We start from the raw sequence: 24779 nt of genomic DNA on the forward strand, positions 1-24779 counted from the left end.
GTTTACGATAAATTGGTTATAAGAATACGCCAGCGTGGCAAAAATGACAGTAGCTTTTGGCTATAAGATATTACATTTCACCACAAGCATAGAGGGAAACCATGGCCTTTGTAAGCACCGACAATTATATCGTTTCAGCTGAACTGGCATTGGCAGTAAATGCGGCTGTAACGCTGGAAAAACCTTTGCTGATAAAAGGCGAGCCGGGCACCGGTAAAACCAGGCTGGCAGAAGAGTTAGCGGCCAGTTTAGGCGCAGAATTAATTCAGTGGCATATCAAATCTACGACTAAAGCTCAGCATGGCTTGTACGAGTATGACGCGGTTTCACGTTTGCGCGATAGCCAGCTGGGTAGCGACAAAGTGCACGATATTAATAACTATATTCGCCCGGGTAAGTTGTGGCAGGCATTTAGCGCAGCAAAACGGCCGGTGCTGCTGATTGATGAAATAGATAAAGCCGATATCGAGTTTCCAAATGACCTGCTGCATGAGCTGGACAGGATGGCGTTTTATGTGCACGAAACCGGGGAACAGGTTACAGCCAGAGAGCGGCCAATTGTAATTATCACGTCTAATAACGAAAAGGAGCTGCCAGATGCCTTTTTACGCCGCTGCTTTTTTCACTATATCCGCTTTCCAGACGCCGAAACCTTGCGTGCTATTGTCGCGGTGCATTTTCCGCATATTCAGCAGCAGCTGTTAACTGTGGCGCTGGAAGTGTTTTTCGAACTGCGTGAATTACCGGGCTTAAAGAAAAAGCCCTCTACATCTGAGTTGCTGGACTGGTTAAAGTTATTGCTGGCCGAAGATATACCGGCAGAGGTACTTACCGACAAACAGCAAAAGGGTGGTTTAATGCCGATGTTTGGTGCACTGCTGAAAAATGAGCAGGATGTGGCTTTAGTTGAGAAACTGGCTTTTTTAGCGAAAAGACAAGGGCGTTAATTGATGGCTGTCAATATAAAGCATAGCTTGCTTGCGAAGGCCCAGAACCTTGTTAAGGTCGGCGCAGAGTGTCTGAGTGAGGGCGATAGCACGAGCGAGTTGCTGCGACGAGCCTTGGCAAGTGTTGTGGGCCGAAGTGTGCACAATACAGATGTGCCACATGCTAATTGATTTCTTTTTTACGCTGCGAAAATGCGGTTTAAAAACCAGCATTACTGAATTGCTGGACTTGCTTCACGCGTTGCAAAAGCAGGTTATCTTCGCCGATACCGAAGCCTTTTATCAGTTAGCACGGCTTTGTCTGGTAAAAGATGAAACCCAGTATGATAAATTTGACCGGGCTTTTGCCGAGTACTTTGAAGGTGTTGCCGGGGTCGATATTGCTGCCAGCATTCCGCCTGAATGGCTGGTGCCGGAAGTGCTGCGTAAGCTCAGTGAGGAAGATAAAGCCAAGCTACAAGCGCTGGGCGGGCTGGATAAACTGCTTGAAACGCTGCGCGAGCGTTTAGCCGAGCAGCAAAAAAAACACAGCGGCGGCAATAAATGGATCGGGACTGGCGGCACGTCGCCTTTTGGTGCTTACGGTTATAACCCGGAAGGTGTGCGCATTGGTCAGCAGGGCAGTGGCGCTCGCCGTGCGGTAAAGGTGTGGGATAAACGCGAGTTCAAAGATTTAGATACCGAAAGCGAGCTTAACAACCGCAGTATTAAACTGGCCCTGAAGCAGTTGCGTAAGTTTGCCCGCAGCGGCGCCGAGAACGAGCTGGATTTACACGGCACTATTCAAGCGACGTCAGAACAGGCCGGCTGGTTGGATTTACGCTTTATGCGCGAGCGGCACAATGCCGTGAAGCTACTGGTGTTTTTCGATGTGGGTGGCTCGATGGATGACCACATTGAACAGTGTCAGAAGCTGTTTGCCGCAGTTAAAACCGAGTTTAAGCATCTGGAGTTTTTTTACTTCCACAACTGCGTGTATGAAGGTGTCTGGCGTGATAATAAACGCCGTTATACTGAGCAGATTAAAGTAGAAGACATCATTCACACCTATAGCAGCGATTACAAACTGATTTTCGTTGGTGACGCGACGATGGGGCCTTACGAGATAGAATACCCCGGCGGCAGCGTAGAGCATTTTAATGAGTTGCCGGGTAAAGTGTGGTTACAGCGGTTATTGGCGCAATACCCAAAAGCGGTCTGGCTAAACCCCCAGCCACTGCAGTGGTGGGGGCATTACTATTCTATTGGTATCATTGAAAAAATCATGCAAGGCCGCATGTTTGCGTTGACATTGGACGGTCTTGGCAGCGCGATCAAAATGTTGTTGCCATAAGTCGACACCGCGCAGCCATTTGCTTTTTCTGCTTAATGCAGAAACTCTTCAATGCCTTCATCCAGCTCCGGTGTTTTTTCCAGTCGGGCAAATAGTTCTGATAATGTCAGGTGTAACGCATGTACCAGTTTTGCCGGGAAGCCATCAAAGTTGCCTTCGGCAATGCTGCGCTCGTTATCCAGCATGTACTGGGCAATATGGATGCATACCGCATAAGCAGACAGTTCAGGCGCTGCAGCCGGGTTTTCCTGATAGCGAATGGCGGTGACAATTTCCTGCGGAAAGTACCAGTAATTAGCCAGTTCAGCGCCAGCTTCGGTGTAGTCAAAACCAAGTAACTGTTTTTCCAGCCGTGAGCGGCTTTCACCGGTGTTAACCCGTTTGTCGATGGCAACGGCCTCTGCCGGTTTGACCAAATGGATCAGATACTCACCTATGGCATGCAGCAAGCCACAGGTATAAGCTATATCAGCGTCAATGTTAAATGATTTTGCCAGCCATTTGCAGCGGTTCGCCACCTTAAAAGATTTTGTCCAGAATGCTTCCAGATCAAAAGCTTCCGGGCCCCTCAGTGTAGAGGCGAAACCGACAGACAACACTAAAGTTCGTAATGAATTAAAGCCCAGAATAAGTACGGCGTCTTTTACCGAACCCACTTTGCGGTGGCCGCCGTAGCGCACTGAGTTCGCCATGCGTAACACCTTGGCTGTTAGTGCCTGGTCATTGCTTAAGATAGCTGCGATATGGCCACTGGTAATATCGGGGTTATTAAAACTACTGATTAGTTCCTGCACTACTTTGGGAATGCTTGGTAAGTTTGTTGCTTTTTCAATCATTTGCTTCATAGCGGCACTCGGGTCAAGAAGGTTAGCGTTAGAGATAAACTGTACCTGAGCAGTATAAACATAGTTCAGGCATCTTGTGTTGCTATTGTTTTATAACAAAATAATTCAGAATCAAACAGTTTTTGCTAATTAACGCATAAAGTAATTGCCATGAAGTGTGAACGCTGGACACGCTATAGGCTGGCCCGTATATTGTCGCCTGCATGTTAAAACTGTATTGCAGTAAGGACTGAAAGTGACCAGCCTGAATACTGAAATAAACGCGCTTAATGATCTCGGCGCTATGCTTGTTGCCCAACCGGTATTTGACGCAGATAAGCAGCGTTATGCTGTAGAGTTGTTATTAAATAATTCAATATCTATCAAAGGCTTATTGCTTGACACTAGCCTTGGCAATGAGCAGCTCAGCATGTACTGCCAGGCTATCAGTGTACAAGCAGACCAATACCGTACCGCCGTGTTTGTTAACGTCAGTGCGCAGCTGCTGCTATCGGCGGCGAAATTAGCGCTGCAGCCTGGCCGCACAATACTGACATTAACCGGTGATATTGATGTTACTCCCGCATTATTAGCTTGTGTGGCTGCGTATAAACAACAGGGCTTTCGTTTTGCACTGAATAACAGCTGCGTAAATGACAACATTTTACCTTTATTGGCACTTGTCGGTATTATCCGGCTCGACATGTTAGGCAGTTCTTTGGCTCAGGTTGAGCACTATAAAAAGCGCTATGCCAGACCAGATCTACTGTGGTTAGCAGAAAAAGTAGAAACGGAGCAGCAGTTTGCTGCTTGTAAAGCGCTGGGTTGCAATTTGTTTCAGGGGTACTTCCTTAGCGATGCATTGGCGGTCGATGGTAAGAAAATTGAACCGGGAGCACTTAAACTCACCGAAATTATCCGCTGTCTGTTCAGTGCAGAGCCCGATATTAACGAGTTAGCGCGGCTGCTGAACGATGAGCCTGCCATTGTGATGGGGATACTTAAAATAGCGAACAGTCCACTGTATCGTAAAACCCGCGATGTCAGCTCAGTAAAAGAGATGGTTACCCGGCTCGGGCTGGAACTGGTAAGAAAGTGGGTACTGACCTATGCTGTGCTTGGCACAGCAACAGCTGCAGCGGCGATTACGGTACTTGCCCGTGCTTACAGTGCACAGAGTATTGCCCGGCACTGGCAGCGTACCGAGCAACAATGCCAGCAGTATTTTCTGGCAGCACTGATTTCAGGATCAGATATGTTGTTTGGTATTGCCTCTGAACGGCTATTGCCTTATTTGAATATTAATCCAACGATTTTTGATGCCATCGTCAATAACAATGGCCCGATTGCTCAGGCCTTGACCACGGTACGCAGTATTGAGCGCAGTTATGCATTGAAACAACCGGTAAATGCGCAGGACATGCCATATCTTAACTTTTACGCCGCAGAATTAAGCCAGATCCAACAGCGGTTGGCTGAAGCCGGTTTCTAATAGCAGTTAACGTGGTTTTTTTCTCATATGCCTGGCCAGGCTGCGGTCAATCAGACCATTGCGGTGCGCTTCGCGAATATATGCATCAAGCCGCTTTTTCAGCACAGCCCATTTTGGATGTAACGCCAGGGTTAAATCGGCTTTATCTGTCTCTACGCTATTGCGGTAAAAATGCGTATCGGGGAAGTGGTTATTAATAAGCCAGTTGGCGACATGTTCGTTCATATACACCAGATCACAACGACCGTTTACCAGCATATTAAATTGATCAAATTCTGAATCAGAATCCAGCCGGATTAGCTGGCCCTCAGATAACTGCTGACTAAAAGCAGTATATTTATAGTAGCGCCTTAAGCAAATGCTGTGGTTGCTGTTAACTGTTAGCTCTTCGTCTGTGACAGGGCGTAGCGAATAAAGATAGTCGTGGTGTTCAACAATAGGTTGCGTGAATAGCAACGCGTCTGGCTCTTCCGTCCATTTTTCAGCCAGTACAGTCGCGTCATATTTGCCACTGTAAACACCTAACTCTGCCCGCTGTCGGTTTTCAAACACGTATTCTAATTCGTAGGGCTGTTCGTCAAAGAATGCGTTTAACAGCTCGGGTACTACACCCAGCGGCACATTGTCATTAGCGGCATACATATAAGGCGGCACCTGCGGATAATAAATTGCCACCTTAAATGTTTCTGCGCTTGCCTGCGGCAAGGTAAACAATAATGATATTAGCCAGATGTTGTTATGCACCTATATTTCCTAAGGTTGCCGGCTATTATAATAACCGGGTCAATACAATGCTGTTATATTCTGACAGGGTATTATGACAGGCAACCGGCTTAGGCTGACGCCAATTCAAAATAAAAACAGCAGCTCAATATGCCAGTTAATCATTGTATTTTGCAAGCCTGCTTTTTCGCTGTTACCACTGATAGATCAGTGATAAGGATATATTTCTTGGCCTGCCGGGATAATAGCGGTCGCCATCAAAACTGCTGTAATCAGCCCGCTCAGCATAGGCACGATCTGTCAGATTATTTACCCGGGCGAACAGGGTAAATTGCGGGCTGATATTCCAGCTGCTGCGCAGGTTAAACAGATTATGCCCGCCGTACTGATGCAGGTTTTCAGCGTCAGTGTAGTAACGGCTTATATAATGCCACTCCAGCGCTAACTGCAGGTTATTACCCGCCTGCCAATCAACTTGAATATTCGCTAAAGTACGGGGGGCTGTATCAATATCATTACCGTTTATATCAACGCCATTTAATATTTCACTGTAATGATAACGATGCCTGGCGTGGGTAGCAGCAATTTTCATATTAATACTGTCACTCAGATCGTAATCCAGCTCAAACTCTATTCCCTGATGTCGTGATGCACCATCGTTAACATTAAAGAAGTTACTGTCGCGGAAAATAAAGTTGTGTTTTGACATCTGATACAGTGCCAGCGTATAGCGTAGGTTATCTTGTACGTAGCGATAACCCAGCTCCAGGTTATTGGCAGTTTCGGGCTGTAAGTCAGCGACATTCTGCTCACGTTGTAGCTGATATAACTCAGCAGTCTGTGGGGCGCGGTAGCCTCGCGACAAGTTAGCATACAGTTGGCCTGTACTATTTAGCTGATAACTGACGGCAAGCTTGGGGGATATATCGTCAAAGCTGGAAACGCTGCTTGGCGGCCGGTTGTAGCGACAGCCGCCCAATGCGCATGGCGTTCCATCATCCCTGGTACGTCCGGTCAGCATATTGTTGTGATAGTTATAGCGTATGTTCTCGTAGCGCACGCCAGCGTGTAGCTGCCAGTCTCCGAGCTGCATGCTCATTGCTGCAAAAGGTGCATACAGCCGGGCCGAAACATCATAGTCATAATGCTTCCCCACAGGCACCGTTTCTACGACAAACGGCGAGCCGCTGGCACTTTGCTGTTGGTACTCATACATATCGCCGCGGGTATATTCGCTGTCAAAACCCAATTGCAGCTGCAGGTTTGCGTTAAGTTCATGCTGCCACAGTGACAACATACCGACACCGGACTGACTGTTACGCTCCAGTGGCGCGCCGGGCAGATAGTGTTTAATAAACTCCATCTGCTGATCGCGCAGGTAAGGTGTGACTGTAACACTGTTTTTGCCAGACAAATCCCAGCTCGCTTTAGTCCACAGCCGTAATGAACGGGCATCGCGGTATGGATCGACGCCGTCTGGCAGCGCTGCGACTGCATCATGCGAGTAATCGCTGACATAGCCAGCAGTATCCTGCTGTAAATTGGTAAAGGTTACGCCGGTTTGCAGCGCAAATGCGCTGGCGCTATACCGATGGCGCAGATTCACTTTTTGCTGTGTCACACTTTCATTGGCACGGTAGCCGCTGTCAGAGGTGACACTGGCATTAATGCCTATGCCACTGTTATTAAGGGCTTTACCGGCCCGCACTTTGTAGCGCTGGTAACCATAAGAGCCAAGATCAAGCCCTAGCAGCGCATTATCGTAGCTGGTGTCGGGGGTTATCACGTTAACGACGCCGTGTACTGCATTTGAGCCATAAAGCACCGAGCCTGGCCCTTTAAGCACTTCTATCCGCTGTGCCATTTCGCTGTGTGCTTCAAATAGTTCATTCACGTTACAAAAACCTGCAGCACGTAGCGGTATACCATCTTCGGCAGTCAGAATACCACCGCAGGCGCCGGCACCGGAAAACACCTGAGAGCGCAGCGCCGGTAAATATTCCTGGCCATTGCCCCGTTGCAGGTTAGCACCGGCCACCTGCTTTAATACTTCTTCAATATGAGTGGGAGCCAGCATCTGCAGGCTATGCTCATCTACTGTGCTGAGCATAAGTGGTAGTGTATCGGCCAGCACCGCGGTGCGGGAGGCCGTCGTTGTAATGCGCTCGATGCTTTCTTGCTGGGCCAGTGTCTGGCAGGTCATTACTGCGCAAAAAGCGCTCAGTATAGCGTGATGAGTCGTCATAACATTCTGTGAATAAAGGCAAACTACGTAAATGCTAACACTGCTACAGGCCGTTGAGCCAGCCAAACTGCCGATAGCGGCATTTATAATGCGGAATGCCCATGGCAGGAAGAAACTTCAGTGGTTAATCTTAACCAGCTATGCTTAGTTCGCTGCAGCCAAACCAGGCTGACAAAAGATAAAGGAGCAGCGCTATGAGTGATCTGAATACCTTACATAACAGGGCCGTATGGTTTGATATACCCGTGGCAGAGCTAAAACGTGCGGCAGATTTCTATTCCGCCATGCTGGCGGTGAAAGTTGATATCTTCTCAGAAGCAGGATTTAGCTTTGCTGTAATTGAGCACAGCGACGGTAACGGTGGTTGCCTGGTGCCGAACCCGGCAGATATCAGCGATAAAGGCGTGATGTTGTACCTCAATGTTGACGGCAGAATACAAGACGCTGTGGCGAAGGTGAACCTACACGGCGGTAAAGTGTTACAGGCGGTGCATGCAATAGGGCCACATGGATTTCGTGCTGTTGTTATTGATAGTGAAGGCAACAGGGTTGTGCTTCATTCAGAGACTGATGCCTGATATCTGAATAATGCGTTTAATTTTCAGATATCTTAGTAGGGATAGCTATTTTATAAACACTACTACCACCGGTTTAACGCTATGTGCTATGCAGTCTGCACAGTGGTTTTTTTGCAGGCTTTGGTTTTTACCAACGTTTACTAAATTGCAGGCCCAGGCCGTTTAAGCCTGCCGTTGGGGTTATCTGCACGCCATAAAAAGGCTCGGCAAAATAGTAGCTGGCAGCCATACCAATAAGCGCGCCGGCCAGCACATCACGGGTGTCGTGATGATCGTTTTTTACCCGACTGTAGCCAACATAGCTAGCCAGCGCATAAGCGGGCGCACCATATTGCCAGCCGTAACGGCGCTGCAAAAAGGCGGCACCCTGAAATGCCATTGAGGTATGCCCGGATGGAAACGCATCGTTATCTGAGCCATCGGGCCTGTTTTTATGTACTGCTGTTTTCAGCGCATAGGTCGCCGCGATGGTACTGGCGAAGCTGTAGTAAAACTGCGTGCTCCCTTTATCGTCTTCCAGATACTGCGTCATGCCCCAGGCCGCGGCAGGTAGTGCCACACGCAGCACATCTGCCGTGGTATCACTGTTAGCGCTGGCCTGTTGTAGCGGTGCGGCAACCAGTAACGCCGCCAAAACGACGGGTAAAATACCTTTTAACATTACGACTCCATTATTGTTGGCAAATCAGCGTTGGCAGATCACAGCTCCAGATATTGCGGCCAACCCAGCAGTGGGTTAGTCAACCCCTGCTTACCTTCCAGGGCATCAAGCTTTTCCGGGCTGGCATTAGTGTTAGCCAGCGTCTGATAATCCCTGGCAAAATGCAGTGTGCGCAACAGTGCCGGAATAAAGTGCTGCCCCAAATCTTCGCGGATAGCAACGCTATTGGCATCGGGTAACTGCGCCAGTGTGGCTTCGGTTTGCAGCTTAAAAAAGGTTTCGCTGAACCAGTGCGGCTGCAACTCAAGGCTGCGGATTTTTTGTTTTAAATCCTGCCGTACTTTGTCGGCACCGGTCAATGCCCGGTAAAACACCACTTCAGCCAGTACTTCTTCCAGACTGAAATGCTCAAACTCATCAAAATGGGTGCGGGCATAAAATTGCTGTTGCAACAGTTGCATCGACTGAGTACGTCGGTGCTCTTTTAATGCTTGCTGATACTGCGCCCAGCCATCCCATTCATCGGCATCGGGTGGCGTGGCAACGGCTTGCAACAGCTGTTCTTCAACATCACCGTATAGCGAGGCCTTACCGGTTTTTTTGCTGACAGCAGCTAACATGCTCCAGCCTTTCTGAAAAGGTTTAACCAGACCTTCAGGTGCCAATAGCAAGTCCAGTGCCTGCTGATGGTCATTATCGCTTAGCTGTTGTAATCCCAGGCTGACCACACCTATGACATCATAGGCCGCCTGTTCCAACAGGTGCATTTTGTACTTGTTGTAAAATTTGTCGGCAAATTTCAGGCTCATCAGCACAGCTTTGGATTTAACTTGTGTTAGCTGTTCACTGCTTAAACCTTCCTCGGCCTGAGCTTTGTTAATCACCTGAGTTAAAAACGGGCCGTTGTTACTATCGCGAAGTATTAACTGCATGCACTACACCTTTAATCCAGAAAGCTGAACATATCGTCCACTTCACTGTATTCATCGTCTGTGGCCTGGTTTTTCTCTTTGGCTTGCAGTACCAGTTCGGAAGCAAATTTACTGATAATGCCTTCCCAGCCGGAATTCTCGTTGCGGATAAGGGCTTTAATGGCACTTTCTACTTCGGGTGTCAGCTGTCGGATCAGCGCCAGCAGGCTGCGCGGATCGTCAATCCCCAGATTATGCGCATCCTCTGCTTGATGCCGTTCGGTATAGGCTTCAGCTTCTTCCAGATGTTCTTCATCTTCGTATAGCTTGTCTTCCCAGTAGTTTTCGTACTCGAGTACTTCACCACGATACAGTTCAATAAAAGGAATGCTCAGATAAAACAGGCCTGCGGGATCTTCAGCAATGCATTCAAGCACGGCAGCTTGTTTGTCCTCTGTATCCTGGGTGCGAATAAGGTAGGTCAAAAAATCAAAGGTATGTTGCTTTAGCTCTTCCGCATTGTTTTTAATTTTCTCTTCCCAGTATAGCGGCTGCTGACAAACGATATCGCGGATCCGTTCCGGGCTCATCAACTCAGACATAATAGACGGGAACGAAATATCATGTTCGCTGTTAATCTGAGTCAACGTAACGATATCGATATTCTCAATGACTTCTACCAGCTGATCGTCACTCATGGTATTGGCTATCAGCTCAAACTTTTTGCTGGCTTGCTTAGGTTCAATTACAGCCAGCTCTTTAATCTCTGCTACAGCAATTTCAATTAAACTGGTACTCATTAAGCTTATTCTCCCTTAAAGCGGATGTCGTCATACTGATCGTCATAGCCGTCTTCGTCGCTATCGTCATCTGCGCCGTAGTCATCACTGTCGTAATCGTAGCCATCGTTATCGCTTTCATCATCAGCATCGTCCTGAGAGTTATTCGCGCTGCTGCGACTGACAGCCTGTACTTTACCGGCGTTGTCTAGCATAAATAGCACTGCGCAAGCTTCGATTAACGCAAACTCAGAATAAGAGCGTACAGCTTTAACCAGCTCCAGATCAGCATTATTGAAAGCTACAGAGGTTTTAAACTCGTCCCAGACAGGCGCTGTAGCGGTATTTAGCCACTGCTGCCATTTGGGTTTTGCTGCCGGTGGAAATTTTACCCGGCCATACAGCGCTACCGGTAAATACTCCGGTAATGATTCCAGCATTTGTGGATCAGCAAGCAAAATGGCTTTGATCTTGGCGGTAAATTGTTCCAGCGCCTTGGGTGTATCCGGATCCATGTAGGATTCGATATTTTCCAGCGCATCAGTTTGCAGAGCACGCAGCCGTGCAGTATTTAATTTCGTTGCCATAACACTCTTACACGCAAAGGGGCTTAAGAATAATACTGATCCCACAGCTCCTGCATGGCTGCGGCGGGGTCGGTGACAATAACATTGTTGAAATCTTTAATATAGGCAGCTTTCTGCTTCGGATCTGACAGCAAATCGTAGGCCGCTTTTACTCGCTGCAGCTGAACGGCGGCCAGGTCTTTCTCTTCGTCACTGAGGCCTTGCAGTTTATCCGGGTGGTATTTATTGGCTAAGCGGCGGTAGGCTTTTTTAATGTCGTCATCGCTGGCATTGGTTTTTACACCAAGTACGCGAAAATGATTAATCATAATGTGTCCCGAAAAATCTACTAAATGCCGAAAAAACTATGAGGAGTTGCATTGCCTGCGCCGCCGCAAGCATTTGCGACAGACAGCAGGCGATAATAGCAGATTGTGCAGATTACTTCACCTGCCGTGGCTGACAGATTAAGTATTAGCGTGGCACAAACCAGGCGGGGTTTACCGGCGAAGTGAACATCAGTGGCGCAAACTTCTTAAAATGCGCTGCGTTATCCGGGCACTGGATATTATCCGGGTAGTGTTTTTTCCAGGCATCGTTCACCAGATATAACGTATTCCCATGCACGGTCACGCCTTCCACTGCAGTTTGCACCATTTTCTCATATGCCGGGCAACGGCTGTCGGCCGGGGTAGGGGCATAGTAGGCCATTTGCTGCACAAAAGGCGCTTGCTGTTGGCTAATATCAAGGATCCAAAGCTGATCATCATTACGAGCCACCGCCACCAGATAGCCGGGGTGGCCAGCTTTGGGACTTGGCAGGTAATCTAAATCATTAATCGGGTGGTCTTTGCTATCAGGCACCGGCAACGCCAAGCCGGTATCCTGCACTTTGACATAAGTATCCTGTTGCCAGAATGTGTCGTCGTAAGCGGTTTTGAAAATCATTGGGGCATTCTCAGCATTTTGTTCCAGGCCGAGATATAAATTCCCCACATTATCAAAAGCTAAACCTTCTATGCCGTCATTAGGGAAGTTGCCAACATTAGCTGTTTTTGGAAACTGTACCGGCCGCACAGCAGTAATCTCGGCACGACTAAGGGCTTTATCGGTTTCAATTTTAACCAGCAAAGTCGGGTAATCGGTTGAGTTCGTTTCGCCATAGCGTGCTTTACATTCGGCGCTTAAGCTGACAAAAGATGAATCTTCAGTCACGCTGACAAATACCGTATCATTCTGCCTGTCCCAGGTCAGCGCTTCAAAATCCGGATACTTGCTAAACAGCTCACCAAAACAACCTTTTAATATATCCTCGGCTACTGTTATTTGTAATGGTGGTGCGTTAAGCGCAGCTGTTTGTGGGTTTATACGGAGTAACTTATTCCGCATTTCTACCGCAGCACTATTGTCACCCAGATGAATAATTTCATCATGGCGCCAGGTAAAGCCCGAGCTTTGCGGGTCATTCAGCGTCTGGCCTTGCAAATCGGTTATCCATTTGCCCGCAGTCGGATGTTCAGCAGCGGTAACGTTGGCAGCAAGCAAAACCACCGTTATACAGAGTATTGATTTCATGAGTCTTCTACATATCTGGCAAGTAAACCTATTCTGCCAGTCAAAAATGACAATTTAAACCGTTATCGGTTTAGCGCCGCAGGCGACAGGTTTAATGGTTGCCGGCTAATCCGCCGCAGGCTGGCGCGCGTATTATTTAAGCCTGAGCAGGCGCAATGTTGTTTCTTATCAAAGAATGCCGTTAATGCAGGCGCTATGATGCAGTTCGCTGTGCACACCAGGCAGCGGCGCTATATCAATAACTACGTGCACAACAGATGACACGCAGACGATGACAAGACAAATCAGATCAGAGGCACAACTTATGACAAACAGCAGAAGACGCTTTTTAAAATTGACCGCAGGCGGTGTGGTAGGGCTTAGTATAGGTGGTACAAGCCTGAAAGCTATGGCTGCAGAGCACGTTGACCCCGAGGATCCGCAGGCTAAGGCACTACAATATGTGCATAAATCAACTAAAGACGGGCAGCAATGTGCTGGCTGCGCGCTGGCGCAGGGCAGTGCAGGTGATGCCTGGCGTCCTTGCGGTATTTTCCCGGGCAAACTGGTCAGTAGTGAGGGCTGGTGTGCAGCCTGGGCCAAAAAGCCGGGCTAAACTTTACCGCCAGGCCCGCTTAACGGGCCTGGCGTACAACGAGATTTAACACTCGATAATGTTAACCGCTAACCCGCCGCGCGAGGTTTCCTTATACTTGGTTTGCATATCTTTACCGGTATCCCACATGGTTTTAATCACCTTATCCAGCGATACTTTGTGATCACCGCTGCCACGCAGCGCCAGCCTGGATGCGTTAATCGCTTTAACTGAGCCCATGGCATTGCGTTCAATACAGGGCACCTGAACTAAACCACCGACAGGGTCACAGGTCAAACCAAGGTTATGTTCCATACCAATTTCGGCCGCGTTTTCAACGTGAGACGGCGTGCCGCCAAGTATTTCAGTCAGTGCCGCAGCCGCCATAGAACAGGCGACACCTACCTCGCCCTGGCAGCCTACTTCAGCGCCGGAGATAGAGGCATTTTTCTTGTACAAGATGCCGATTGCGGCTGCAGTTAGCAGATATTGCACAGCAATATCCGGTGTAACGGGCTGAATAAACTTATCGTAATACATCAGCACTGCCGGAATAATGCCTGCTGCACCATTAGTGGGGGCCGTTACCACACGGCCTCCGGCGGCATTTTCTTCGTTTACTGCCAGCGCAAACAAATTTACCCAGTCCATTACCTGTAGTGGGTCGGCGCTTTTCTCCGCCATCAGCTTTTTATACAGTGCCGGTGCCCGGCGTTTAACTTTTAAACCGCCCGGCAATATGCCTTCGGTTTTAATGCCTCGCTCAATACAGGCGCGCATCGTCAGCCAGATATTGTTCAGCTCGTCAGTGATTTGCGCCGGGCTGCGTAATACTTTTTCGTTTTCCAGCATTAAGCCGGCAATCGACAGGCCATTTTCTTTGCACAGCGCCAGAAGCTCTGCGCCCGACTCAAACGGGAACGGCGGTGGGTTATCTGCAGCAAACTGGCTGGCGGCTTCTTTTTCTTTGGCGAAATCTTCTGCTTTAACAATAAAGCCGCCACCTATTGAGAAATACACATCACTCAGCACAACGTTTTTGTCTTTATCCAGCGCAATCAGCTCCATGCCGTTGGAGTGTTCTTTTAATGTTTTGCGCCGGTGAAATACGATGGCGCCTTCGCGCGCAAAGCTGACCGGTTGGATTTTACCCAGGCGGATTTGCTGCTCGTCATGTACCTGCTTTAATAAGCCTGGCACGGCGTCAGGGTCTACCGTTTCCGGCAGGTACCCGGCCAGGCCCAGAATAACGGCTTTTCCGGTACCATGGCCAACGCCGGTTTGGCCTAACGAGCCGTATAACTCCACTTTAACGCTGGCGACTTTTTCCAACTGACCGCCATCGGCTAAATCGTCGGTAAATTTTTTCGCCGCCCGCATCGGGCCAACAGTATGCGAGCTCGACGGCCCGATACCGATACTGAACATGTCAAAAGCACTGATAATCATAATTTATTCTGGTTGGTCGCTATCAAAGTTGCACCATTGTAGCCCAAGCAGTGCAGTTCTGTAAGTCAGTTGGTAACTGGTCAGCGCTTATTACATATGAGAAAAACTAATGGGTGCTAATTAGGCGAGTTGTAAACACAACCTATGCAGAATCGCCGCAGTTGCTCCCCAGATAAACTTATCCTGATAAGGCATCGCATGCAGTTGCTGCACTTTACCGCGTAGTGGCAGGCTAAACTGATGGCGGTTTTCCTGTTGCAAAAAGTGATTCAGCGGTACTTCAAAAATACCAGCGACTTCGTCTGCCTGTAGTATCCAGCTTTGCTGTGGCGACAGCAGACCTACCCAGGGTTCAATGGTAAAGCCAGTGCTGGTCGGTTGCAGCGGTAAGGTGCCAAGCAGCTCAACAGCAGCGGGAGACAGGCCAATTTCTTCTTCTGCTTCACGAAGTGCTGCGACGCTGCTGGTTTCCCCCGGCTCTATGCGACCGCCGGGAAAGCTGATTTGCCCCGGATGATGGCGCAGATGCAATGCCCGCTGTGTAAACAACACATTAAGTTTGTCACCATAATCGACCACCGGCACGAGCACTGCGGCTTTAAACTTATCGCTTGCCGGTACGGCTTCGCTGTCGGCCTGTGGTTGTAGTAAAAAGCGCTGACGAAACTCTGCCGCTTGCATCGGTTACACAACCTTAGCCAGCACGGGCAGAATTTTATTCACTTTATCTAAGGTTTCCTGATACTCGCTGTCGGCATCTGAATCGGCCACTATGCCGCCACCAGCCTGGCAGTGGATCTGACTTTCGCTACAAATTAACGTACGTATCGCTATGTTGGTGTCCATATCGCCATTACTGTTAACGTAGCCGATAGCGCCGCAATATACTGAACGGCGCTGCGGCTCAAGCTGCTCGATAATTTGCATAGCCCGCACTTTAGGAGCGCCGGTTATAGAGCCGCCGGGGAATGCACCACGCAACAAATCGCAGGCACTGAACTCTGGTGACAGTGTGCCGCAGACAGTGCTGACCAAATGGTGTACAGCCGGAAAGCTCTCGATAGCAAACAGGCTGGGTACTTCAACACTGCCGGGCAGGCATACTTTACCCAAATCATTACGCAGTAAATCGACAATCATCACGTTTTCCGCCCGATCTTTAGCCGAGGTACGCAGGTTTTCTGCTTCAACCTCGTCTGTCATCGGGCAGATCCCGCGTGGTCGTGTACCTTTTATCGGCTTGGTTTCTACCTTGTTATTATGCAGCTGCAAAAAGCGCTCGGGCGAAATGCTCAGCACTGCGCCTTGCGGCAGGCGGATAAAGGCAGAGAAAGGCGCGGCATTTTTATCGCGCAGCAGCTGATACGCCTGCCATTCGTCGCCGGTGTAACCGGCACTGAAGCGTTGGGTCAGGTTTATCTGATAACAGTCACCGCTTAGCAGATACTGTTGTATCTGCTGAAACTTTGCCGAGTAGCCTGCCTTATCCATATTTGCCTGCCAGCTGCCGGTTAAGTTAAATGGCGTCGTCTGCGGGACTGGGCGTTGCAGCCTGGCATAGAGTTTTTCCCAACCAGCTGCAGCATTGCCATGATAGTCGGTAAACCACAACTTTTTTTGCTGTTTATCCAGGGTTAGCGCCCAGTTATATAAGCCTATCGCCATATCCGGCAAAGCAATATCTGCCTGAGCGGTGGCGGGCAGTTTTTCCACATAGCGGCCAAGGTCATAACCAAAGTAGCCCAGGGCACCGCCGGTAAAGGGTAGAACGTTATCGTTACTGTGCGGGAAATAGCGCTTTAACGCACAGTTAAGTACGGTAAAGGGGTCTTGCTGATAAGTATGGGCGCCTTGTTCGTCAGTTAAAATGCATTGACCGTTTATTGCCTCTAACGTGGCTACAGGCTCAGCCACCAGTATGTCGTAGCGGCTGTTTACATGGTCAGGCGAGGCTGAGTCGAGCAGCATGGCCCAGGGCTGATCGGCAAAATGGCTGAACAGTGCAAGTAAGTTAGCCGGCGTTTCGCCGTAAATTTCTGGCGGAATAAGGTACTGCTGCATGAATGGGGCTAGCCGCTGTTTCTGATGCGCGCTATCATACCAGCACCCGCTAAAATAGTTAAACATGGCGCTGCCAGAGGCGTCAGAGGACAAGTAAAGATGACGGTTATTCGCCAGCAAGACTTTATCGACAGCATCGAAGATGCATTGCAGTACATCTCGTATTATCACCCGCTGGATTTTATCAAAGCGCTGGAAGTGGCCTACCACAAAGAGCAGAACCAGGCAGCAAAAGATGCTATCGCACAAATTCTGATTAACTCGCGCATGTCTGCCGAAGGACACCGGCCAATTTGTCAGGATACGGGGATCGTCACCTGTTTCGTTAAAATTGGTATGGACGTAAAGTGGGATAAAACCGATATGACAGTGCAGGAGATGGTAAACGAAGGAACACGCCGTGCCTACCTGAACCCGGACAACCCGCTGCGCGCCTCTATTGTTGCCGACCCTGCCGGTGGCCGTAAAAACACCAAAGACAATACACCTGCGGTGGTGCACATTGATTTGGTTGCCGGCCATCATGTTGAAGTGATGATTGCTGCCAAAGGTGGCGGTTCTGAAAACAAAACCAAAATGGCGATGCTGAACCCGTCAGATTCAATTGTCGATTGGGTGCTGGAAACCTTACCTAAGATGGGCGCGGGCTGGTGCCCACCAGGTATGTTAGGTATAGGTATTGGTGGTACTGCTGAGAAAGCCGCGGTACTGGCCAAAGAAGCCCTGATGGACCCGGTCGATATTCAGGAACTTATCGCCAAAGGTGCTGAAACGGCAGATGAAAAACTGCGCTTAGAGCTGTATGAAAAAGTAAACAAACTGGGTATTGGCGCGCAGGGTCTGGGTGGTTTAACCACAGTTGTTGATGTAAAAATTAACAGCGTACCAACCCATGCCGCCAGCTTACCGGTAGTGATGATCCCAAACTGTGCGGCAACACGCCATGTACATTTTCATTTAGACGGCAGTGGCCCAGCAGATATCACGCCACCAAAACTGGAAGACTGGCCACAGGTAACCTGGGAGCTTGGCAGTAATGTACGCCGCGTTAACCTCGATACCGTCACACCAGAAGATGTACAAAGCTGGCAGGCCGGTGAAACCGTACTGTTAAGCGGCAAGATGTTGACCGGCCGTGATGCGGCGCATAAGCGTATTGCCGACATGCTAAACCGCGGCGAAGCGCTGCCTGATGGCGTGGACTTTAAAAACCGCTTTATTTATTACGTTGGCCCGGTAGATGCGGTAGGCGATGAAGTGGTTGGCCCGGCCGGCCCGACAACGGCGACGCGGATGGATAAGTTCACCGATATGATGCTGTCGCAAACCGGCTTGCTGGGTATGATAGGTAAATCAGAGCGTGGTGATAAAACCGTTGCCAGTATTAAGCAGCACAAAGCAGTTTACTTAATGGCAGTGGGCGGCGCGGCTTATCTGGTATCTAAAGCGATTAAAAAGTCACGCGTGGTCGCTTTTGCCGATTTAGGTATGGAAGCGATTTACGAGTTTGATGTACAGGATATGCCGGTAACGGTTGCGGTCGATTCAAACGGTAACAACGTGCACCAACAGGGGCCGGCTATCTGGAAAGTGAATATCCAGCAAATGGAAAAAGCGTAATTGCATTAAACCCAAAGGCTGTAGCTGTGCTGCAGCCTTATTTTTTTCAGCTTATAACAACAAAAATCCAAGGGATACGCATGAAAAAGACCTTACTGACACTCGCGCTGCTGGCCGCCGCCAGCGCTCAGGCCAAAGCGCCACTTACAGTAGAGCATTTGAACCAGTTTAATAAGTTGCACGATGTGGCGTTATCGCCTGATGGCCGTTTTGTCGCTTATGGTCAGAGCAATGGTGGTTTTAGCCCAGCGGATACCAGCAGCGATCTGTACCTGATGGATTTATCAAACCTGAACAAGGTGACCCGGTTAACCCAAAGTGCAGGCCGTGAAAGCCAGTTGCAGTGGGCAGCAGATGGACGCAGTATTTATTTTATTGCCAGCCGCAGTGGCACTGCTCAGGTATGGAACCTGCCGCTGTATGGCGGTGAGGCGTTGCAGCTAACAGACTTACCACTGCCGGTTGAAGGTTTTAAAGTGTCAGCAGATGGCAAGCAGTTAGCATTGGCGCTGGCGGTTAAACCCGGCTGCCAGACACTGCAATGTACAGTAGATGCTAAAGCGGCTGATGCAACTAAAAAAGATACGGCGATGGCGTTTGACCAGTTGATGGTGCGGCACTGGGATAGCTGGCAAACGGCGTATCGCAGTCACCTGCATGTTGCGACACTTAGCAAAGGTGTAGTGAAAGATGCCACCAACCTGATGAGTGAGTGGAACACCGACATCGCCGGTATGAACGAGGTAGCTTTCACACCGGATAATCAGCGCCTGGTGTTTAGCGCGAAGATCCCGGCGGCCGATCAGGCCTGGCACACTAATTACGATATTTTTATGGTGCCGGTAACAGGTGGTGAAAAACAAAACCTGACAGCAGCTAACCCGGCCTGGGATGCACAGCCGTCATTTTCCAGCGATGGCCGTTTTATGGCATATAAAGCCATGAGTAAACCACAGGCCGAGGCGGATAAATTCAGCCTGATGTTGCTGGATATGGTGACCGGGCAGCGCAAAGAGCTGGCACCGGAATTTGACCGCTCGGTCAGTGATTATAAATTTGGCCCGGATAACCGCACTGTGTATGTCACCACGCACGATGTTGGCCAGTACAGCATTTATGCCATTAATACCGGCTTTGGTGATGTGCGCAAAGTGTTTGGCGACGGCACGGCTGGTGCGCTGAATGTTGCCAGCGATAAAATTGTATTTACCAACCATAAGCTGGATATGCCGCCAGAGGTGTTTCAGCTTAATCTTGATGGCAGTGGTTTAACGCAGCTAACCGACATCAATGCAAGCTGGCGTGAACAAGTGCAGTTTGGCGACTACGAGCAGTTTAGCTTTAAAGGCGCTAACGACGATACTGTGTATGGATATCTGGTAAAGCCGTGGGACTTTGACGCCAAGAAAAAATATCCGATGGCGTTTTTAGTACACGGTGGGCCGCAGGGTAGCTTTGGCAATATGTTTAACGAGCGCTGGAATGCGCAGATGTATGCCGCCAAGGGCTATGCGGTGGTGATGATCGATTTTCATGGTTCAACCGGCTATGGCCAGGAATTTACAGCCTCTATCAGCCGTGACTGGGGCGGTAAGCCGCTGGAGGACTTAAAGAAGGGTTTTGACTACATCGTGCAGGCGCAACCGTGGATTGATGGCAGCCGGGCTTGTGCGCTTGGCGCGTCTTACGGCGGTTACATGATGAACTGGATTGCCGGTAACTGGCCAACCGGTTTTAAGTGCCTGGTTAACCACGCCGGCTTGTACGATATGCCAAGCTTTTATGGCAGCACTGAGGAATTATGGTTTCCGGAGTATGATTTAGGCGGGCCGGTATGGCAGGCTGAGTCTGACTATCAGAAATTTAACCCTGCAGCGCTGGCAGACAAATGGCAAACGCCGATGCTGGTGATCCATGGCTTAAAAGACTACCGCGTGCCGTATGCGCAGGGGCTGGGCGCCTTTACCAACCTGCAACGTAAAGGCATTGACTCGCGCTTAGTGATTTTTCCGGATGAAAATCACTGGATCTTAAACAAGGACAACCGCGTACGCTGGTATAACGAAGTATTCCAGTGGCTGGATAAGTACACCAAAGGTTAAGTTTGTTAAATTAAGCTGGCGTAATAATTACCAGCTGTATGCAAATATTACCTCTGCTAGGCTACCGGTTGCACGTTGACCGGTAGCTTTTATATTAGATCCCGCCTTTAAAAACCGATTTTTTTCAGCGCCTTATTATTTTATGTACTGGTGAAGTAACTGGTTGGAACAGCCATTGCGTTAGATCATGGTGTTGTAACATTAAGCTGTGTCTTTACAGCGTCGTTTCGTAATCAGTAAGAGGAGATATGACATGAAAACGCAACTGAATTCTGCGCTGATCCTTACTTTGGCTTTAGCAACTACTTCAGTGCTGGCAGGGGGAGTCGGCCACATGGATATCGTAGATACAGATAAAAACGGTACTGTATCAAAAATAGAATTTGAGCAATATGTCGGCGAGCAGTATTTTGGCAAAGCTGACCGTAACAATGACGGTATGATTGATGATACTGAATTTATGGCCAACCGCATGGGGGGTAATCTGGATGAGTTTGACCGTGACAGTGATGGCCGGTTAACCCGTACAGAGTGGCATACCAGTGTGTTTGATAAGTTCGATACCAACAGCGACAGGGTATTGGATAAAAGCGAATGGCAGCGGGTTAAAAGCAGCGGCATTGGTATGTAGCTGTATGTAAGCTGGCATCAGGCTTTTTGGTTTCGGCATACCCGGGCAGTAAACTGCCCGGGTATTTTATGTTGTTAACCCGCTCTGTATTCTTTAACCTGTCGTTGGCTTGACTGCATAAAATTACAGTCAGCCAATTACTCACCGGTTTTCTGCAAGGGTATGTGATGAATTTTCAAGACTGCCGCGAGCATTGCCTGATGCAACTGCAAAGCACCGAAGACTTTCCGTTCGGCCCGGATATTTATGTATATAAAGTAGTGGGTAAGATTTTCGCGATTTTGTCGGAAACAGCCGGGATGGCAAGAGTGAATCTGAAATGTGATCCGCAGGAGGCACTAATGCTGAGAGATATATTCCCGGCAATAACGCCCGGCTATCATATGAATAAGCAGCATTGGAACACGCTGCAGCTTGATGGCAGCGTACCTGAGAATGAAATTAAACGTCAGATAGAAAATTCTTTTCAGCTGGTGGTGAAAAGCCTGCCTAAAGCCAGACGACCGCAGTTAGCAGGCTAAACTGGGCACTGCGATCATCTGTATGCCGGCTCTCAGGCGCTAGCTTCACCGGCAATTTGTTGCAATGCCGCCGCAAGTTGTGATGGTTCCTGTGCACCTGAAATAAGATATTTGTTATTGATGACAAAAGCCGGTACCGATGAAATGCCAGCATGCTGGTACTTCGCAATATCGGCATCGACGATGTCGGCGTACTCATTTGTTGCCAGGACCTTTGCAGCGGCGTCTTTGTCCAGCCCGGTGCTTTGTGCGCACTGCATCAGCACTTCATGGTTTGAAACATCAGCAGCTTCCCCAAAATACGCATTAAACAATGCCTGTTTCATCGCTGTGGCTTTATGCTGGGTATCAGCCCATTTGACTAAGCGGTGGGCATCAAACGTATTACAGGTAAAACGCTGCTGCATCTTGCTGAAGTTAAGCCCAAGCTCTGTCGCAATGCGGATCATATTCTCCTGCGCTGCCCGCATTTCAGCTTCCGGCCGGCCATATTTGCGGCTCAGTGCCGGCAATATAGGCTCTTTGGACATATTTTTATCCGGGTTCAGCTCAAATGCATGCCACTCTATCGTTGCATTTATATCAGGTAAACTTTTTAACGCCTTTTCCAGCCTGGCAAAACCAATGGCGCACCATGGGCAGGCGATATCAGATACCAAATCGATTTTAATTTGTTGCATTACCAGACTCCTGTGCGTCCAGGTTTAGCAAATAGCTGACCAGATCATTAAATTGCTGCTGTGATTTTAACGCCCCGATTTTAATCACATATTTACCATTGACGACAAAAGTCGGTACTGAAGTGATATTGAGCTTCTCGCGAATGCTGTCGTAACCGGCAACCTCTGCAAGTACCGGCATGCTGTCAATTCTACTGTTGAACATGTCCGGCGCAACGCCATGCTCGGCAAACAATGCTCTTACATCTGCACGGTTAGCGGGGGCTTTACGCTCTGTATGAATACGGGCAAACAGTGCTGGCGTGATGCTGTGTTCAACATTCAGCGCTACTGCCAATGCATAGGCGCGCTGTAACTCCGGCCCCATATCTCTTCCCAGAAAAGACACCGGAGCCCGTTTGAAACTGACATCAGCCGGTAATGTTGTTTTAAGCTGCTGTGCGATCGGCTCGAAGTTGTAGCAGTGCGGACAGAAATATGAGAAAAACTCCATTACCTGTTTTGGTGTGCTAACGCCAGACGACACCACATCATAATGTTCACCGGCATTAAAATCCTGTGCCAGCAAGGAGGGGGTAAGTAACACGAACAACAGGGGTAGCAGCAGTTTTTTCATCAGTAGTTCCGATTTTTTCAGTTATTAACAGTAGCATGATAAAACAGCTGCGGGGTTAAGCCAAATGCTGGCAGTGTGATTAGTGGAACTCGGCTACCGGTTGGCTAAGGAGGCTTTGTAGCTGATGTTTTGGTGAGGCAACCCCGAATTGCTGGCGCAGCCTGGCCGCTGTACCGTCTGCTTCCAGTTTAAACAGTGTTTTAGCCAGTGCTTGCAGCAAAGGTTGATAACGTTTATGCAGCATGTGGTAATCCGGCACCGTTTTTAATGTTTGCATCATGCTGTCAAAGCCCTGTGGCTGTTCCGGTAAGCTATAAGCGACAAACAGCGCAGCGTCGACTTTTTGCTGTTCATACAACTGACGGGCAGCAGCGGTATCTGCTGCCTGGATTAACTTGATATCTGACGGCAGTGCCTGCAGCATGTTTTCCAGAATTACGGCGCCGCGGATATAAACAACACTATTCACGGTAGATAAACTACAACCGGCACATTTTGTCTGGTTAACATATAGATTAACGTCTGTATCAAATAGTACATAAGGCACAGCCCTTAAATTGGGATAGCTTTGGGTGGCTTCCAGTACTCTGGCCAGTTCACCGGACAGATTACCTCTATTAGATTCGATCAGACTTCTGCCAAGAGGCACGGTGATAAATTCAACCGGGATCCCCATGGCCTTGTAGGCTTCGCTAAGCAATGCCTGACTATACTGCGCTGCCGGCGTGTCCAAAGCGCTTCTGAATATCAACTTTTGCTCGGAGCTTGCAAGCGCAGTAGAGGCGGCTAAAAACAAACAAATGATAAAGCCCAGTCTGGGCCAACGGCTATTCATGAGGTTACCGGTGTCGTTACTGACAGATGCTGTAGCGTGAGAGCGTAATTATATATCACTTTGCTAACTTCTCAGCCAAAAAATCTACCAGCACCCGCACTTTCGCGGATAAATGCCGGTTTTGTGGATAAAGCGCCCAGATACCGTCATCGGGTTGACGAATGTTATCCAGTACCGAATGCAGCTGTGCCTTACTGAGCTTGTCTTTAACGTAATAATCAGGCAGCTGTACCAGCCCAAGCCCCTTTAATGCGGCATCCAGTAATGCGACCCCACTGTTACAGACAACTCTGCCTTTAGGTTTAAACTGCTGCACACTGCCTTCAACATTGAAACGCCATACAGTGACCGTGCCCGTCAGGCACTGATGTTGCTGTAGCTGCTGTAGTGTCGTTGGCGTGCCGTTTTTGTGCAGATATTCAGGAGAAGCAACGATGTACTGGGTTCTGCTGGCCAGCTTACGCGCTATCAGGCTGGAGTCTTCCAGTGTACCCAGACGTATCGCCAGGTCAAAACCACCCTGAATAAGATCTAACTTGTTGTTGGTCAGCTGCATATCCAGCTCGGTATCAGGATATAGCTTAAGAAAATCATGCAATAGCGGGGCAATGTGGGTTTCGCCATAAAATACGGGTGCTGTGATCTTAATCAGCCCTTTGGGGCTGGCCTTCAGGTTGGCCAGCGTACGGTTTGCCTCTTCCAGACTGCTGACAAGGTGGCGGCAATGCTGCAGGTAGAGTTGGCCTTCTTCGGTCAGGCTGACATTACGCGTGCTGCGATACAATAATTTAATCGCCAGCGATGTTTCCAGCTCGGCAATATTACGGCTGACCTGCGCCACCGAAATCCCCAGTACTTTGGCTGCTTTGGTAAAACTTTGCTGCTCTGCTACGGCTACAAACTCACTGATCCCAATCCAGTGTTTCATCTGGTTTTGCCTTAGTATTATTGCAAATATGAAAAACTTATTTGCATTGTAGTGGTATTTTCATTGATATGGAAAAAATACAATTCAGGTTACACTTGCCGTTATAAACTTTGCCTGTGTTAACTTTT

The 24779-nt window shown here is 48.9% G+C and carries 25 protein-coding genes; 9 read left to right on the plus strand and 16 right to left on the minus strand.

Annotated elements, in window-relative coordinates:
* Positions 1 to 101 precede the first annotated feature (101 nt).
* Both LHL18_RS17730 and LHL18_RS17735 read left to right on the plus strand, forming a co-directional pair.
* Positions 102 to 947 (plus strand): AAA family ATPase, encoded by an 846-nt coding sequence (locus LHL18_RS17730; RefSeq protein WP_226768076.1) that lies wholly within the window; start codon positions 102 to 104, stop codon positions 945 to 947.
* 160 nt (positions 948 to 1107) lie between these two features.
* A complete protein-coding gene (locus tag LHL18_RS17735; protein WP_226768077.1) occupies positions 1108 to 2280 on the plus strand; it encodes a vWA domain-containing protein in 1173 nt (390 codons plus the stop codon).
* 32 nt (positions 2281 to 2312) lie between these two features.
* Here the strand turns inward: LHL18_RS17735 and LHL18_RS17740 are convergent, their stop codons facing one another.
* Positions 2313 to 3125 carry an HDOD domain-containing protein gene (locus LHL18_RS17740; protein WP_226768078.1) on the minus strand — a complete coding sequence of 271 codons (813 nt, stop codon included), beginning with the start codon at positions 3123 to 3125 and terminating at the stop codon, positions 2313 to 2315.
* Between the two features lie 235 nt (positions 3126 to 3360).
* Here LHL18_RS17740 and LHL18_RS17745 point away from each other — a divergent pair, with 235 nt between their 5' ends.
* On the plus strand, positions 3361 to 4596 hold the full coding sequence (locus LHL18_RS17745) for an EAL and HDOD domain-containing protein (RefSeq protein WP_226768079.1): 1236 nt from the start codon (positions 3361 to 3363) through the stop codon (positions 4594 to 4596).
* Between the two features lie 6 nt (positions 4597 to 4602).
* On the opposite strand, the gene LHL18_RS17750 is transcribed toward LHL18_RS17745, so the two are convergent.
* Together LHL18_RS17750 and LHL18_RS17755 are read right to left on the minus strand one after the other, a co-directional pair.
* Positions 4603 to 5271, minus strand: coding sequence for a substrate-binding periplasmic protein (locus LHL18_RS17750; RefSeq protein ID WP_226768080.1), 669 nt, complete (start codon positions 5269 to 5271; stop codon positions 4603 to 4605).
* A 241-nt stretch (positions 5272 to 5512) separates the two neighbouring features.
* The gene (locus tag LHL18_RS17755; RefSeq protein ID WP_226768081.1) at positions 5513 to 7564 is read right to left on the minus strand and encodes a TonB-dependent receptor; all 2052 of its coding nucleotides are present in this window, start codon (positions 7562 to 7564) and stop codon (positions 5513 to 5515) included.
* Positions 7565 to 7758: 194 nt separating this feature from the next.
* On the opposite strand from LHL18_RS17755, the gene LHL18_RS17760 reads away from it, so the two are divergent.
* Complete coding sequence (locus LHL18_RS17760) at positions 7759 to 8142, plus strand: VOC family protein (protein ID WP_226768082.1); 384 nt, start codon at positions 7759 to 7761, stop codon at positions 8140 to 8142.
* Between the two features lie 127 nt (positions 8143 to 8269).
* Here the strand turns inward: LHL18_RS17760 and LHL18_RS17765 are convergent, their stop codons facing one another.
* The 6 genes from LHL18_RS17765 to LHL18_RS17790 form a co-directional block, all read right to left on the minus strand.
* Positions 8270 to 8803 (minus strand): phosphatase PAP2 family protein, encoded by a 534-nt coding sequence (locus LHL18_RS17765; protein WP_226768083.1) that lies wholly within the window; start codon positions 8801 to 8803, stop codon positions 8270 to 8272.
* Positions 8804 to 8841: 38 nt separating this feature from the next.
* Positions 8842 to 9735, minus strand: coding sequence for a cold adaptation protein AtcC (gene atcC / locus LHL18_RS17770; RefSeq protein WP_226768084.1), 894 nt, complete (start codon positions 9733 to 9735; stop codon positions 8842 to 8844).
* A gap of 11 nt (positions 9736 to 9746) precedes the next feature.
* Positions 9747 to 10514, minus strand: a complete 768-nt coding sequence (gene atcB, locus LHL18_RS17775; protein WP_226768085.1) for a cold adaptation protein AtcB — start codon at positions 10512 to 10514, stop codon at positions 9747 to 9749.
* A gap of 5 nt (positions 10515 to 10519) precedes the next feature.
* On the minus strand, positions 10520 to 11080 hold the full coding sequence (atcA, locus tag LHL18_RS17780; protein ID WP_226768086.1) for a cold adaptation protein AtcA: 561 nt from the start codon (positions 11078 to 11080) through the stop codon (positions 10520 to 10522).
* Positions 11081 to 11103: 23 nt separating this feature from the next.
* A complete protein-coding gene (gene atcJ / locus LHL18_RS17785) occupies positions 11104 to 11388 on the minus strand; it encodes a cold adaptation protein ActJcold adaptation protein ActJ (protein WP_226768087.1) in 285 nt (94 codons plus the stop codon).
* Between the two features lie 145 nt (positions 11389 to 11533).
* Positions 11534 to 12634 (minus strand): hypothetical protein, encoded by a 1101-nt coding sequence (locus LHL18_RS17790; protein WP_226768088.1) that lies wholly within the window; start codon positions 12632 to 12634, stop codon positions 11534 to 11536.
* 304 nt (positions 12635 to 12938) lie between these two features.
* On the opposite strand from LHL18_RS17790, the gene LHL18_RS17795 reads away from it, so the two are divergent.
* A complete protein-coding gene (locus LHL18_RS17795; RefSeq protein WP_134055454.1) occupies positions 12939 to 13229 on the plus strand; it encodes a high-potential iron-sulfur protein in 291 nt (96 codons plus the stop codon).
* A gap of 45 nt (positions 13230 to 13274) precedes the next feature.
* On the opposite strand, the gene LHL18_RS17800 is transcribed toward LHL18_RS17795, so the two are convergent.
* The 3 genes from LHL18_RS17800 to pabB all read right to left on the minus strand — a co-directional run bounded on the left by LHL18_RS17800 (position 13275) and on the right by pabB (position 16718).
* The gene (locus LHL18_RS17800) at positions 13275 to 14657 is read right to left on the minus strand and encodes an L-serine ammonia-lyase (protein ID WP_264190277.1); all 1383 of its coding nucleotides are present in this window, start codon (positions 14655 to 14657) and stop codon (positions 13275 to 13277) included.
* A gap of 120 nt (positions 14658 to 14777) precedes the next feature.
* Positions 14778 to 15338: a CoA pyrophosphatase gene (locus LHL18_RS17805; protein WP_226768089.1), complete on the minus strand. Its 561-nt coding sequence runs from the start codon at positions 15336 to 15338 to the stop codon at positions 14778 to 14780.
* A gap of 3 nt (positions 15339 to 15341) precedes the next feature.
* Positions 15342 to 16718 (minus strand): aminodeoxychorismate synthase component I, encoded by a 1377-nt coding sequence (gene pabB, locus LHL18_RS17810; RefSeq protein WP_226768090.1) that lies wholly within the window; start codon positions 16716 to 16718, stop codon positions 15342 to 15344.
* A 99-nt stretch (positions 16719 to 16817) separates the two neighbouring features.
* On the opposite strand from pabB, the gene LHL18_RS17815 reads away from it, so the two are divergent.
* The 4 genes from LHL18_RS17815 to LHL18_RS17830 all read left to right on the plus strand — a co-directional run bounded on the left by LHL18_RS17815 (position 16818) and on the right by LHL18_RS17830 (position 21592).
* Positions 16818 to 18338 (plus strand): fumarate hydratase, encoded by a 1521-nt coding sequence (locus LHL18_RS17815; protein ID WP_226768091.1) that lies wholly within the window; start codon positions 16818 to 16820, stop codon positions 18336 to 18338.
* Positions 18339 to 18418: 80 nt separating this feature from the next.
* Positions 18419 to 20440, plus strand: coding sequence for a S9 family peptidase (locus LHL18_RS17820; protein ID WP_226768092.1), 2022 nt, complete (start codon positions 18419 to 18421; stop codon positions 20438 to 20440).
* 253 nt (positions 20441 to 20693) lie between these two features.
* Entirely contained in the window at positions 20694 to 21071 is a 378-nt protein-coding gene (locus LHL18_RS17825; protein ID WP_226768093.1) for an EF-hand domain-containing protein, read from the plus strand.
* A 167-nt stretch (positions 21072 to 21238) separates the two neighbouring features.
* Complete coding sequence (locus tag LHL18_RS17830) at positions 21239 to 21592, plus strand: MmcQ/YjbR family DNA-binding protein (RefSeq protein ID WP_226768094.1); 354 nt, start codon at positions 21239 to 21241, stop codon at positions 21590 to 21592.
* 32 nt (positions 21593 to 21624) lie between these two features.
* On the opposite strand, the gene LHL18_RS17835 is transcribed toward LHL18_RS17830, so the two are convergent.
* The 4 genes from LHL18_RS17835 to LHL18_RS17850 form a co-directional block, all read right to left on the minus strand.
* Positions 21625 to 22272 (minus strand): DsbA family oxidoreductase, encoded by a 648-nt coding sequence (locus LHL18_RS17835; protein WP_134055435.1) that lies wholly within the window; start codon positions 22270 to 22272, stop codon positions 21625 to 21627.
* Positions 22259 to 22888 carry a thiol:disulfide interchange protein DsbA/DsbL gene (locus LHL18_RS17840; protein WP_226768095.1) on the minus strand — a complete coding sequence of 210 codons (630 nt, stop codon included), beginning with the start codon at positions 22886 to 22888 and terminating at the stop codon, positions 22259 to 22261. The genes LHL18_RS17835 and LHL18_RS17840 overlap by 14 nt, the downstream gene beginning before the upstream one ends.
* 79 nt (positions 22889 to 22967) lie before the next feature.
* On the minus strand, positions 22968 to 23723 hold the full coding sequence (locus LHL18_RS17845) for a type 2 periplasmic-binding domain-containing protein (protein WP_226768096.1): 756 nt from the start codon (positions 23721 to 23723) through the stop codon (positions 22968 to 22970).
* Positions 23724 to 23778: 55 nt separating this feature from the next.
* Entirely contained in the window at positions 23779 to 24651 is an 873-nt protein-coding gene (locus tag LHL18_RS17850) for a LysR substrate-binding domain-containing protein (protein ID WP_226768097.1), read from the minus strand.
* Positions 24652 to 24779: the final 128 nt, after the last annotated feature.

Origin of the sequence: Rheinheimera aquimaris (assembly GCF_020531985.1) — a bacterium.
GTDB classification, from domain to species: domain Bacteria; phylum Pseudomonadota; class Gammaproteobacteria; order Enterobacterales; family Alteromonadaceae; genus Alishewanella; species Alishewanella aquimaris.